This is a genomic window from Actinomadura sp. J1-007 (assembly GCF_009793335.1).
Lineage (GTDB): Bacteria > Actinomycetota > Actinomycetes > Streptosporangiales > Streptosporangiaceae > Spirillospora > Spirillospora yumaensis.
Window position 1 is genome coordinate 1,057,881 of the sequence record NZ_WING01000002.1, and the last position, 12,783, is coordinate 1,070,663.

Sequence of the window (12,783 nt, forward strand, 5' to 3'; positions counted from 1 at the left end):
TCTGCGGCGGTGTTTCGGTGTGCGCGTCGGGCTCTGGGTACGGGGGTCGCGGCGGCGTGGCGGCGGGCGGTTGCGTCTTCGCGTGGGCGGCCGCTTGTGCGCGCGGGTGTTGCGGCGGGGGCGCAGTGGCCTGCGGTGGTGTTTCGGTGGGTGCGGTGGGGGTTCCGTGTGGCGCGGGCGGGGGCTCGGCGGGTTGGGCGGGTGCGGGTGATGTCCGTTCGGCGGTGGGGGTGAGGGTGGCGAGGAGAGCGGCGCGGTCGGCGTTGAGGGTTGCGAGGCGTTTCGGGAGGACGGCCAGCCACGCTTCGACGTCGGCGATCTCGTCCTGGATGTTCCAGAGGCGCGCCGCCAGCGGGCCGGTCAGGGGGAGGCCGCAGGTCGGGCAGGCGGCGGTCCGCGCGGTCGGGTGAAGGCAGCCAGGACACTGAAGCCGGTTCATGTCGGCACCCCGGGTCGGCGGTCTTTGCCGCGGACCCTAGACGCGCCCGCGGGCCCGTCTCGACATGTGTCACGAAATCTCTACATAACGGCGTGGACGAGCCGGGCGACCTGGTCCTCCAGCGGGGCCGTCGCGGCGAGCCGGTTGTCGATCTCGCTGTGCGGGACCGGCGGCGGCTCGTCCGGGCGCATCCGGGCGGTGAACGCGGCGAACGCCTCCAGCTTGCCCTCGTCCCTCGGGAGGCCCCGCGCGGTCAGGCGATGGCGGAGCGTGCCGGCGTCCGTGCGGATCCAGACGAGGCGGACGCGGGGGCCGCCCAGCGCCTCCACCCAGTCCGCCCAGCGGCGCGGCGAGCGGATCTGGCCCGTGAACGGGGCGCTCAGCAGCACCGGGCACCCGTACGAGCGGATCTCGCGCGCGGCGGCGGTGAGGCCGCCGTACTCGTGCCGCTTGACGTGCTCGTCGTACCACGGGCCTTCCCGCTCGCCCGGATCGCGCCCGTACGCGTCGAGCGTCGCCGCCACGAACGAGCCGAACAGCGTGTCCTTGTCGAGCAGCGCGGGGACGGGCCGGAGCCGTTCCAGCAGCAGCCGCGACACGGTCGACTTGCCCGAGCCGGGCGGGCCCGCCACCACCCAGACGGTCCCCGCCGCCGCGGGGGCGGGCCGGGGAGGCGCGGGCGGCATCAGACGGACAGGCGCATGCGGCGGGTCGCCAGCCGGTCGATGCGCGCCTCGTCGATCTCGTGGCCGAGGCCGGGCTGGGTGAGCGGGACGCCCACCACGCCGCCCGACGACCGCACCGGCGGCGTCACGAACACCGGCCCGCCCGCCGGGTCGGACACGTCGCTCGGCAGCGTGCAGCCGGGCAGCGCGGCGAGCGCCACCGCCGCCGCCTGCCCGATGCCGAACGCGCCCGTGCCCGAGCACCACACGTCCCAGCCCGCCGCGTACGCCAGGTCGTGCGCGCTGCGCGCCGCCGTCAGCCCGCCCATCCGGTCGAGCCGCAGGTGCAGCGCGCGGCCCGCCTCCAGCGAGATCGCCGCGTCCAGGGTGTCCAGGTCGCCCACGTCGGGCGCGACCGCCGTGCCGACGCGGCGCTGGAGCCGCGCGCACGCGCCGAGGTCGCCGCCCGCGAACGGCCGCTCGATCGCGACGAGCCCGTAGGCGTCCATGCCCTCCAGGACGGCCAGGTGCTCGGGCGTCTCGGCGTAGGCGTGCCCGGCGTCGGCGACGATCGCGAGGGCCGGGTACGCCTGCCGGATCGCGCGGACCGGCTCGATGTCCCAGCCGGGCCGCACCTCCAGGGTGACGCGGGTGTGGCCCGCGCCGATCGCGCGGTTGGCGCGGCCCGCGACGGTGTCGAGGATCGGCTCGGGCGGCATCCGGGCGCCGGTCACGATCGAGGTGCGGGTGCCGCCGAGGGCGTGCGCGAGCGGGAGGCCCCGGCCGCGGCACCACAGGTCCCAGCACGCCACGTCGATCGCGGCGGCGGCGCCGTGCGAGCCGAGGTCGGCCGCCGCCGACACGTCCTCGGGACGGTCCCAGTCGAGCCCGATGAGCGCGGGCCCCATCCGCTCCTCGATGTCGGCCCATGCCGGTCCGCCGCCGTCGGCGCCCTTGGGGACGGCGACCTCGCCCCAGCCGTTCGCGCCGTCCTCGCCCTCGATCCGGACGAGGATGCTCTCGGGCCGCCGCCCGCGTGGCATCGCCACCCGGAACGCGTCGCAGCCGTGGATCCGGGGCACCCGCACCGCCTCTCGTCTCGTCCCGCTCGGACGTCTCCCCTCAATGATCCCCCCTTCCGGGAGCAGGCAAGACATCCGCGGCGCGGCGGGACGGGAGTCACGCCGCGGGGGAGCGGCGCGAGAAGCGCAGGGGCCGCTTGCCGTAGCCGCCGTCGGCCAGGCCGGCGAGCCGTTCGAACGGGTTGTAGGAGGCGTAGTCGCCGCACAGCGCGTACGAGAGCGCGGCCGCCGCGAGGTACAGCGGGATCATGACCGGGCCGAGGCAGTACGCGTACTGCGTCGCGTGCCGTGCCTCGTGCCGCAGCAGGGCCGGCCGCCGGGTGAGCCGTTCGGCCGCGTCGCCCCGCATCAGGACCACGTTGCCGACGGTGAAGGCGGGCGCGGCGGGAAGCGGCAGCCGGTACCCGCCGGCGACCCTCAGGCCGCCCGGAGCCGGACGGCTGCGGTGGGACCGGGTGCCCGCGGCGACGAGGAGGAGCCCGAGCGGCGTCGACAGGTTGGCCGCGTTGACGGCCTGGCGGAGGCGGTGGGCCCGGTTCACCGTGCCAGTGTCCCGCGGCCCCGGCCGTACCGTCCCTGTCCTGGACGCTGCCGTTCCGGACCGCCGGACCGCCCCGGACTGCCCGGATTGCCGGACGGCCCGGGGCGGTGGGGCCGCGGGCCGTCCGGCGTCTCGTTCAGGCCCGTACGTTCGGGAGGGGCGTCACTTGGGGCAGGTGGAGCCCAGGTCCATCGGCTTCGCCTGGCCCGCGCCCGCGTGGTGGCCGGCGGCCGGGGAGCCGGACTTGGACGCGCCCGGCGACGGCTTCGCGGGCGTGCTCGGCGTGGACTTGGGCGACGGCGCCGGGCTCGCCTTCGGGGCCACGGCCTTGGCCGCGAGCCGCCGGATCAGGTCGAAGTCGGGGGAGCCGGTGCTGATCAGCGGCGGGACGAAGGAGAGGCTGTCGAGCCGGGAGCCGTCCTTGACCTTGTCGGACAGCTCCATCAGCGCGGGCAGCAGCTCCTGCGGGAGGTCGGTGGAGATCGCGCGCTTGGTCGCGGCGGCGAGCTTGTCGAACTTGGTCAGCACGGTCTGCGGGTCGGCCTGCTGCGCGATCGCCCGCATCAGGCACTTCTGCCGGGCCATCCGCGCGTAGTCGTCGCTGGCGGTGCGGGAGCGCCCGTACCAGAGGGCCTCCTTGCCCTTCAGCACGCGGTCGCCGGGCTGGAGCACGCCGCCCTCCAGGCCGTACGGGATCGGCTCCGTGATCTTGATCTTGACGCCGCCCATCGCGTCCACGATGTCGGCGAACCCGAACATGTCGACCAGGATGTAGTAGTCGACGCGCTGCCCGAGGATGCCGGAGATCGTCTTCTTCAGCAGCTCGGGGCCGCGCTGGTTCTTGGGGGCGCCCGGCACCAGGTCGGGGTGCTCCTCGGCGTACTGGAACACCTCGTTGAGCAGGCCCGGCGTGCCCGCGCCGTCGCCGGTGAAGCCGTAGGGGAACCGGTCGCGGGCCGGCCCGGGCGGCATCTGGAAGTGCTCCAGGTTGCGCGGCAGGCTCAGCAGGACGGTGTCGCCGGTCTTGGTGTCCACGCTGGCGAGGGTCATGCTGTCGGTGCGGACGCCCTCGCGGTTGGCCGCGGCGTCGCCGCCGAGCAGCAGCACGTTGACGCGGGGCTGCCCGTCCCAGGGGTCCTTGGTGTCGATGTGGCGGCCGTTGGTGTTGCCGGTGCGGAAGATGCTGGTCAGCGCGTCCCGGTAGACGTAGGTGCTGTACGCGCCCCACGCCGACGGCACCGCGACCGCGAAGCACAGCACCACGACCCCGAGCGCCCCCGCGGCGTGCGAGACGACCGACATGCCCTCCGGCCGGACGATCTGGTAGGAGCGGACCACGACCGCCATCCACACCAGCCCGAGGACCAGCAGGCCGATCGCGATGCCGCGCAGCCAGTCGGGCCGTACGGCGAGGTGGAGCAGGTCGGAGCGGAACGAGGTGGTGGCGACGGCCGCAGCGGCGAGCAGCAGCGCGAACCCGGTGAGCAGCAGCGCCCCCGCCCAGCGCCGGCCCGACCACAGGTGGGCGATGCCCCAGACCAGGGCCGAGGCGAGCGTCAGTCCGAGGGCCCTCGCCAGCCCCCGCGCCCCGCCGCGGGCCGGCTCGGTCTCGGACTCGGCGGCGGGGTCCGCGCCGTCCTCCGAGGCACGCCGGCTCGCTGAACGACTCGCCATGTACGCTCCGATCCCCCACCCACGGGCAATTCAGCCTCCGACTTACATTATGGACGCGCAAAACCGGGAAAGGGTTGCGGGGGTGGTCGACCGAACACGCGCTGTGGTGTCGCTAGGTGCTGCTTCGTCCGAGGATATTAACGTGACCCGCGCGTGAAGAGCGCATTGCCGGTTCCCGCCCGGTACGCGGCGGGACGAGCCGGTACCCGGTGATCTCAGAGCGCCCTGGCGCGCCCTGAGAGCGCGATCAGGGACGGAACGAGCGTTCCGGGCAATCGGGTACTGACCGGCCGCCGGAACGTCCCGGAGAGGCTCTGAAGGCTCCGCGGGACGCCGGCGCGGAGAGCACCGAGACGATCACGGCGCGCCCCCGGGCCGGACGGCGCGCGGGCGGACGGACGCGGACGGCGCGCGGGCGGCGCGCCGGAGGGCGCGCGGCGGCGGGCCGAGCGGCGCGTGCGGGCGGGCGCCGGGCCGCGGTCACCAGCTCGTGGCGAGCGGCATCCCCTCGGCGTAGCCGGACGTGCTCTGGACGCCGACCGTGGCGCGCTCGTGGAACTCCTCCAGCGTCCGCGCCCCCGCGTACGTGCAGGAGCTGCGCACCCCGGCCACGATCGCGTCGATCAGGTCCTCCACGCCGGGCCGGGACGGGTCGAGGAACATCCGCGACGTCGAGATGCCCTCCTCGAACAGCGCCTTGCGGGCGCGGTCGAACGCCGAGTCGTCCGACGTGCGGGACGCGACCGCCCGCGCCGACGCCATCCCGAAGCTCTCCTTGTAGAGCCGCCCGTCCGCGGCCCGCTGGAGGTCGCCCGGCGACTCGTACGTCCCGGCGAACCAGGAGCCCACCATCACGTTGGACGCGCCCGCCGCGAGGGCGAGCGCCACGTCGCGGGGGTGGCGGACGCCGCCGTCCGCCCACACGGCGCGGCCGAGCCGCCGCGCCTCGGCGGCGCACTCCAGCACCGCGGAGAACTGCGGTCGCCCGACGCCGGTCATCATCCGCGTCGTGCACATCGCGCCCGGCCCGACACCGACCTTGACGATGTCGGCGCCCGCCTCGATGAGGTCGCGGGTGCCCTCGGCGGTCACCACGTTCCCGGCCACGATCGGGACGGACGGGTCGAGCCCGCGCACCGCCTCCAGCGCGCCGATCATCTTCTCCTGGTGGCCGTGCGCGGTGTCCACCACGAGCAGGTCGGCCCCGGCCTCCAGCAGCGCCTTGGCCTTGCCCGGCACCTCGCCGTTCACCCCGACGGCCGCGGCGATCCGCAGCCGTCCCGCACCGTCCACCGCGGGCCGGTACAGCGTGGCGCGCAGCGCGGCGGTCTTGGTCAGGATGCCGGTGAGGCGCCCGCCGGCGTCCACCACCGGCGCGAGCCGGTGCCCGCGCTCGTGCAGCCGGTTGAACGCCTCGCGCGGGTCGAGGCCCGCCGGCAGCGTGACCAGCTCGCGGGACATGATCTCGCGGAGCTGCGCGAACCGGTCCACGCCCTGGCAGTCGGCCTCGGTCACCACGCCGACCGGGCGGTCGTCCTCGACGACGATCACCGCGCCGTGCGCGCGCTTCGGCAGCAGCGCGAGCGCCTCGGCGGCGGTGCCGTCCGGCGCCATCCGGATCGGGGTGTCCACGACCAGGTCGCGCCGCTTCACCCAGCCGATCACGCCGGCGACCACGTCCACCGGGATGTCCTGCGGGATCACCGCGAGGCCGCCCCGCCGCGCCACGGTCTCGGCCATCCGGCGGCCGGACACGGCGGTCATGTTGGCCACGACCAGCGGGATCGTCGTGCCGCTCCCGTCGGAGGTGGACAGGTCGACCTCGAGCCTGGATCCGACCGACGAACGGCCGGGGACCATGAAGACGTCGTTGTAGGTGAGGTCGTGAGCGGGACGCTCACCGTTCAGCAGGCGCACGGCTGTTCTACACACCAATCAGGGCTGAAAGTGGCTGGGCCACCGTACATTGTGAGCCATACCCGCCCATGATGGAGCCAAGCTCGCATCCGTCCGCGCCCACCGCGCCCGCGGCGGGCCCGATTTCCCCCTCCGCGCCGCCTGAGTCAAGTCCCCGGACGCCGTTCGCCGCGCGTTCCCGCGACGGGATCGGCGCGCGAACGCGCGAGATCGCCGCGAACGGCCCTCCGGCGGTCCGGTGCGCCGCGGGGGCGGCGGGCGAGCGATACGGAACCCGTCCCCGGGGTGAGGACGCCGTGTCCCCGGAGAGGGAGTAAAGATCCCGTCGCGCTAGACGGACGTCTCGGAGGCGGCCATATAGCCGCTGACCGCCCGTAACGCAGGAGACGGGCCGTGCGCAGTCGATACCGGTGCAACGTGAGGTTTAGCTCTCTGTAAAGTTACCTCTTGACGTAACTGCGCCCCCGATGCACTTTTCTTACATGTGCCTCACGCGGACGGCAGATCCCCCGTAGCAGGCGTCACATCAGAACACCGGGAGAAGCGCATGCAGGTCACGCACTTGGCCCCGGTGAGCCGTGCCCGTCCGCGCCGGGACCGGCCCCGCCGGCGCGGTGGTCGCCACCGTGACCGTCGCAGTGATCATCACCACGCCGCGCGCCGCCCGCCCATGGCCGGGCGGCCCGGAGCGCACCGGGTGGACCACCCGCGATGCGCTCCCGCGACGGGTCGGCGGGCATCGGATTCGTCACCGCGCGGCCCGAACGCCGACGCTTCGACGGTCATCCGGCATTCCGAACACGAGCAAGATCAATATTTGACGTCATACCGTCCCGAAATGGAATGATCTTGCAGTTGCTGGCAAAAGGATTCATCACATATCGAGGAGGACAGCCGTGCTGGATGCGGTCGACGCCGTGCTCGTCCGCGAGCTCCAGCGGGATGGCAGGGCGACGTTCCAGGCGCTCGCCGACCGCGTCGGGCTTTCCCGCACGGCCGTGCGGGCACGCGTGCAGAACCTCCTCGAGACGGAGGTCGTCCGCGTCGTCGGCATCGTCCACGCCGCGGTCGTCGGGGCCGAGGCCATCGGCCACGTGTCCGTCACCGTGGAGGGCTCGGCCCGCAAGGTCGCCGCGGCCGTCGCCGAACGCCCCGCCGTCAGCTTCAGCGCGCTGACCGCCGGCCCGTACGACCTGGTCGTGCAGGTCCGCACCCGCGACGACGCCGCGCTGGCCGCCGAGGTGGACGAGATCAGGTCCGTCCCCGGCGTCCGCTCGGCCGAGGTCTTCCGGTCGGTGTCCACCGTGCGCGACACCCACGCGGTGGTGCGCGAGCTCGGGGACGTCACCCTGGACGACATCGACTGGCGGCTGCTCCAGGAGCTGCAGCGCGACGGCCGCGCGCCCTACACCCGGCTCGCGCACATCATCGGGCTCTCCCAGGCCGCCACGCGGGCCCGGGTGGTGCGGCTGATGCGCACGGGCGTCATCCAGGTCACCGGCCTCGCCGACCCCCTCGCGCTCGGCGCCGCCGAGCTCGGCGGGTTCGGGCTCGTGGTCACCGGCGGGCTGCGGCGCGCCGCCGAGGCGGTCGCCGAGCAGGACGGCATCCGCTACCTGGCGACCGGGTTCGGCAGGTACGACATCGTCGGGCAGGCCGAGGCGGCGTCCCGCGCCGAGATGGTGGCGGTGCTGGACGCCGTCCGGGCCGTGCCCGGCGTCACCGTCCGCGAGTCCTGGCACCACCTGGACGTCGTCAAGGAGTCGTACGCCGTCGAGCTGCCCGACAAGCCGCTCAACGGCGCCTGACGGCCCCCGGCGCCCGCCGCCCCGTACGCCCGCCCGGCGGGAGCGCGGCGGCCGGGCGCCGGGGGCGCGCACGCCGGGCCGCCGGCGTGCGGGCCCGGCGGGGTCAGTCGCGGGCGAGCGCGGCCTCCTCCAGGTCCAGGTCGTGCAGGATGCGGTCGAGGACCGCGTCGTCCAGCCGCCGCTCGTCCCGCATCCGGACGAACACGCGGCGCTCGGCGGCCAGCATCTCGCGGCGCAGCCGCCGGTACGTGGCGCTCGGCACCTCCTCGCCCTCCGGGCCGGTGCCGCCGCCGAGCCGCTCCCACGCGCGGAGCTGGCGGTGCTCGGCGAGGTCGCGGAGCCGTTGGACGACGTCCGCGTCGAGGTCCTCCCCGGCGGTCAGCTCGTCCAGCCGCTCGATCGCGGCCCGCGCGGCGGCGTGCTGCGCCCCGGCCTCGGCGACGGTGTCGGTGTAGCGCTCGCGGTCGCCGGCGACGCCGAGCATCCGGATCAGGGCGGGGAACGTCAGTCCCTGCACCAGCAGCGTCCCGAGCACCGTGGTGAACGTGAAGAACACGATCAGGTCGCGTCCGGGGAACGGCTCCTTCGCCGACGTGGCGTACGGGATCGCGAACGCGGCGGCCAGGGACACCACCCCGCGCATCCCCGCCCACGAGATCACCACCCCGCCGCGCCAGTCGACGCCCGCCTCGCGCCGCCGCACCCGCGCCGACAGCCAGAGCGGCACGTACCAGGACGGGAACACCCACACGAACCGCGCCGCGACCGTCACCGCGAAGATCGCGACCGCCCACCCGGCGAGCTGCTCCCAGCCGTGCCCGGACAGCCCGTCGATCACCGGCGGGAGCTGGAGCCCGATCAGCAGGAAGACCACCGACTCCAGCACGAACACCATGATCTTCCAGAACGACTGCCCGATCAGCCGGGTCACCGCCGCCGACTCGGTGAACCGGTGCCCGAGGTACAGCCCGCTCACCACGACCGCGATCACGCCGGACGCGTGCACCGCCTCCGCGATCAGGTACGCGGCGAACGGGGCGACGACCGCGACGCCGTTCTCCACGAGCGGGTCGTTCAGCCGGGTCCGCAGCCAGTGCAGCGGCGGCCCGAGCAGCAGCCCGATCGCCGCGCCCGCGACCGCCGCGAACGCGAACCGCCCGACGCCGCCCGCGAGCGTGAAGCCGCCGCCCGCCGCCGCCGCGACCGCCACCCGGAACGCCGTCAGCGCCGTCGCGTCGTTGAACAGGCTCTCGCCGACGAGGATCGTCACCATCCGCCGCGGCAGCCCGAGCCGCTGCGCGACGCTCACCGCCGCGACCGCGTCCGGCGGCGCCACGATCGCGCCGAGCACGAACGCCGCGGCGAGCGGCAGCTCGGGGACCAGCAGGTGCGCCGCGTACCCGACGCCGAGCGTGGTGAACAGCACCAGGCCGACCGACAGCAGCCCGATCGGCCGCAGGTTCTCGCGCAGGTTGTAGTACGAGCTCTGCCACGCCGCCGAGAACAGCAGCGGCGGCAGGAAGACGTACAGGACGAACTCGGGGTCGAGCTCGAACTCCGGCACACCCGGCACGAAGGACACCAGCAGTCCGGCGATCACCAGGACCAGGGGCGCCGCCAGCCCGATCCGCCGGGCGAGCGCGGCCACCATCAGGGCGCTGACCGGCACCGCCAGCAGCCACAGCGCGTGCGTCGTCTCCACCGCCAGATCATGCCACGATCACCCCCGGCGCCAGCGCACCAGCCGCCGCGTGCCGGGCGGCCCGGCCCGCGAGGTCAGGGGGGGGGTCAGTGGGGGTCGCGGCTGCGGGGGGTCTTCGCGGTCTCCTTGGCGAACGCCAGGAAGTCGCGGGCGACCGGGGGGAGCTGCCGGTGCGCGTGCACGAGGCCGATCAGCCGCGTGATCGGCGGCATGAACGAGCGGACCGCGACGCCCTCGGTGTCGTCGAGCTGGTTGCGGTACCACAGCAGCGAGCCCATCCCGGCCCGCACCCATCCGATCCACGAGCCGCGCTCGTCCGACTCGACCGCCACGACCGGCGTCGCGCCGATCCGCTTCAGCATCGTGTCGATCTCGACGCGGCGGTCGCTGCCGCGCGCGGGCAGCACCAGCCGCATCCCGTCCAGCGCGGTCAGCGGCACCGGCTCGCGCACCTTCAGGCCGGGCGGCGAGATCAGCACGACCTCGCGCTGCTCGAACGGGTGCGCGGCGAGGTCGCCGGGCACCGGCAGGTCGGTCAGCGCGAGGTCGGCCGCGCCCGTGCGCAGCTTCACGGCGACGTCGTCGCGGCCTTCGCAGCGCACGACCCGGACCCGCACCGCCGACTGGTCGCGCGCGAACCGGGGGATCAGCCGCCCGGTCAGCTCCGGCTCCAGGGACGGCGTGGTCGCGATGCGCAGCTCGGCGCCGCGGCCGTTGGCGCGCGCCACCGACAGCCCCTCGATCGCCTCCACGGCGTCCAGCGCGATCCGCGCCTGCCGGACCACCCGCTCGCCGACCGGGGTGAGCACCACGCCCCGTCCCGAACGAGCGAACAGCTCCACGCCGAGCTCCCGTTCGAGCTCCCGCACCGCCCGCGACAGGGCGGGCTGGGCGACATAGAGAGCCTGGGCCGCCGACGTCATCGTGCCGTGGTCGGCGGTCGCCACGACGTAACGCAGCTGCCGCAGATTCATGCCCTGACCGTATGACAACGAACCGATCCGGTCCTGGACATAGCCGGAATAGGACCGGAGATTTGGGGACGCGCCCTCCCCGGCCCGCCGCGGCGCGGTCAGGCGGGCCCGGCGCGGCCCTTCGGCGCGGGTTCGAGGGGCGGCGCGCCGACCGCGCAGTGCGACCGGCTCTCCGGCTCGCCCTGCCCCGGCGGGGCGCCGGCCAGCGCGTCGTCGTGGACGGTGAAAAAGCTCAGCACCGCGCCCGCCAGCAGCAGGACGGCGCACGACGCCATCGCCAGCCGGAACCCGTGCGAGAACGCCGCCGGGTCGTTGAACGCGTCGCCCGTGAGCCCGACGGCCGGCGGGATCGCCGCGACCGCGAGCAGCCCCGCCGCGCGCGCCACCGCGTTGTTGACGCCGCTCGCGACGCCCGCGTGCCGGACGTCGGCGGTGGCGAGCACCGTCGCGGTCAGCGGCGCCACCACCGCCGCCAGGCCGAGCCCGAACACCAGCACCGACGGGAGCACCTCAAGGCCGTACGAGGCGCCCTTCCCGATCCGGCCGACCAGCAGCATCCCGGCCGCCGCGAGGACGAGCCCGGCGGTCATCGGGATCCGCGGGCCGATCTTCTGCGCGAGCGCGCCCGCCCGCGACGACAGCAGCAGCATCAGCGCCGTCACCGGCAGCAGCGCCGTCCCCGCCGCGATCGGCGAGAACCCCGACACGACCTGGAGGTTCACCACGAACAGGAAGAACATCACGCCCATCCCGCCGTACATGACGAACGTGACGACGTTGACGGCGGTGAACTGCCGCGACCCGAACACCTCCAGCGGCAGCATCGGCTGCGGCGCGTCCCGCCCGGCGCGCCCGCCGCGCAGCCGCCGCCCCCGGCCCCTGGCCCGTTCCAGCAGGACGAACGCCACGGCCGCGGCGACCCCGGCCGCGCCCGCGCCGCCGACCAGGAGCGGGCTGACGCCGTGCGCGGGCGCCTCGGTCAGCGCGTACGTCGTCCCGGCGAGCGCCAGCGCCGCGAGCGCCGCGCCCGACACGTCGAAGCGGCCGCGCGCCCGCGGGTCCACGCTCTCGGGGACGTGCCGCACGGTCACCAGCACCACGATCACCACGAGCGGCACGTTCAGCAGGAACACCCAGCGCCAGCCCGCCGCCTCCACCAGCCAGCCGCCCGCGAACGGCCCGATGGCGCCCGCCACGCCGCCGAGGCCGGACCACGCGCCGACCGCCCGCGGCCGGTCGTCGGAGGCGAACGACGCCTGGATGATCGCCAGCGAGCCCGGCGTCAGCAGCGCCCCGCCCATGCCCTGGAGCGCCCGCGACACCACGAGCATCTCGACGTTCAGCGCGGCGCCGCACAGCACGGAGGCGACCGCGAACCACACCACGCCGACCAGGAACACCTTCCGGCGCCCGTACCGGTCGCCGAGCGACCCGCCGAGCAGGATGAACCCGGCGAGGGTCAGGGTGTAGGCGTTGACCGTCCACTGGAGGTCCGCCATGTCGGCGTGCAGGTCGCGGGCCAGCCTCGGCAGCGCGACGTTCACCACCGTCGAGTCCAGCATCGCCACGCTGGACCCGAGCACGGTCGCCAGCAGGATCCACCGGCCGGGACCGGTCCCGAGACGGACGTCCGGCATCAGACGATGAGTTCGTCGACGAAGCACCAGCGCCAGTCCTCGCCCGGCTCGAACGACCGGACGACCGGATGCCCCTCGGCCCGGAAGTGCTCGGACGCGTGCCGCATGGGCGAGGAGTCGCAGCAGCCGACGTGGCCGCAGCTCAGGCACAGCCGCAGGTGCACCCAGCGGGTGCCCTCCTTCAGGCACTCCTCGCAGCCCTGCGGGGTCCGCGGCTCCGGGGCGGCGTCCGGCAGCGACTTCACATGTTCACACGTAGCCATGGATGCATCGTCGCACGCCGCCGGCCACCGGCCCGAGGCGGGCGGGGGAGACCACCCGGCACGCCCGCGCGGCCGGGCGGC

The 12,783-nt window shown here is 74.8% G+C and carries 10 protein-coding genes; 1 reads left to right on the plus strand and 9 read right to left on the minus strand.

What is annotated here, in order from left to right:
• Positions 1–519 precede the first annotated feature (519 nt).
• The 5 genes from GEV43_RS38750 to GEV43_RS38770 form a co-directional block, all read right to left on the minus strand.
• Complete coding sequence (locus tag GEV43_RS38750) at positions 520–1,125, minus strand: AAA family ATPase (RefSeq protein ID WP_160825629.1); 606 nt, start codon at positions 1,123–1,125, stop codon at positions 520–522.
• Positions 1,125–2,192, minus strand: coding sequence for an enolase C-terminal domain-like protein (locus GEV43_RS38755; RefSeq protein WP_309240164.1), 1,068 nt, complete (start codon positions 2,190–2,192; stop codon positions 1,125–1,127). The genes GEV43_RS38750 and GEV43_RS38755 overlap by 1 nt, the downstream gene beginning before the upstream one ends.
• Before the next feature lie 91 nt (positions 2,193–2,283).
• The gene (locus tag GEV43_RS38760) at positions 2,284–2,727 is read right to left on the minus strand and encodes a hypothetical protein (RefSeq protein ID WP_160825630.1); all 444 of its coding nucleotides are present in this window, start codon (positions 2,725–2,727) and stop codon (positions 2,284–2,286) included.
• Between the two features lie 162 nt (positions 2,728–2,889).
• Positions 2,890–4,401, minus strand: a complete 1,512-nt coding sequence (locus GEV43_RS38765) for an LCP family protein (RefSeq protein WP_160825631.1) — start codon at positions 4,399–4,401, stop codon at positions 2,890–2,892.
• A gap of 480 nt (positions 4,402–4,881) precedes the next feature.
• A complete protein-coding gene (locus tag GEV43_RS38770) occupies positions 4,882–6,318 on the minus strand; it encodes a GuaB1 family IMP dehydrogenase-related protein (protein ID WP_160825632.1) in 1,437 nt (478 codons plus the stop codon).
• A gap of 896 nt (positions 6,319–7,214) precedes the next feature.
• On the opposite strand from GEV43_RS38770, the gene GEV43_RS38775 reads away from it, so the two are divergent.
• Positions 7,215–8,126 carry an Lrp/AsnC family transcriptional regulator gene (locus GEV43_RS38775; RefSeq protein ID WP_160825633.1) on the plus strand — a complete coding sequence of 304 codons (912 nt, stop codon included), beginning with the start codon at positions 7,215–7,217 and terminating at the stop codon, positions 8,124–8,126.
• A gap of 103 nt (positions 8,127–8,229) precedes the next feature.
• Here GEV43_RS38775 and GEV43_RS38780 read toward each other — a convergent pair whose 3' ends face one another.
• The 4 genes from GEV43_RS38780 to GEV43_RS38795 form a co-directional block, all read right to left on the minus strand.
• Complete coding sequence (locus tag GEV43_RS38780) at positions 8,230–9,828, minus strand: Na+/H+ antiporter (protein ID WP_160825634.1); 1,599 nt, start codon at positions 9,826–9,828, stop codon at positions 8,230–8,232.
• An 86-nt stretch (positions 9,829–9,914) separates the two neighbouring features.
• A complete protein-coding gene (locus tag GEV43_RS38785) occupies positions 9,915–10,802 on the minus strand; it encodes a LysR family transcriptional regulator (RefSeq protein WP_160825635.1) in 888 nt (295 codons plus the stop codon).
• A 98-nt stretch (positions 10,803–10,900) separates the two neighbouring features.
• Complete coding sequence (locus GEV43_RS38790; RefSeq protein WP_160825636.1) at positions 10,901–12,439, minus strand: MFS transporter; 1,539 nt, start codon at positions 12,437–12,439, stop codon at positions 10,901–10,903.
• Positions 12,439–12,702 carry a ubiquitin carboxyl-terminal hydrolase 14 gene (locus tag GEV43_RS38795; protein WP_160825637.1) on the minus strand — a complete coding sequence of 88 codons (264 nt, stop codon included), beginning with the start codon at positions 12,700–12,702 and terminating at the stop codon, positions 12,439–12,441. The genes GEV43_RS38790 and GEV43_RS38795 overlap by 1 nt, the downstream gene beginning before the upstream one ends.
• Between the last annotated feature and the right edge of the window lie 81 nt (positions 12,703–12,783).

Excerpts from the sequence above, each read along its gene's own strand:
- GEV43_RS38790 (WP_160825636.1), bottom strand. The coding sequence starts at position 12,439 with ATGCCGGACGTCCGTCTCGGGACCGGTCCCGGCCGGTGGATCCTGCTG.
- GEV43_RS38765 (WP_160825631.1), bottom strand. The coding sequence starts at position 4,401 with ATGGCGAGTCGTTCAGCGAGCCGGCGTGCCTCGGAGGACGGCGCGGAC.
- GEV43_RS38795 (WP_160825637.1), bottom strand. The coding sequence starts at position 12,702 with ATGGCTACGTGTGAACATGTGAAGTCGCTGCCGGACGCCGCCCCGGAG.
- GEV43_RS38750 (WP_160825629.1), bottom strand. The coding sequence starts at position 1,125 with ATGCCGCCCGCGCCTCCCCGGCCCGCCCCCGCGGCGGCGGGGACCGTC.
- GEV43_RS38785 (WP_160825635.1), bottom strand. The coding sequence starts at position 10,802 with ATGAATCTGCGGCAGCTGCGTTACGTCGTGGCGACCGCCGACCACGGC.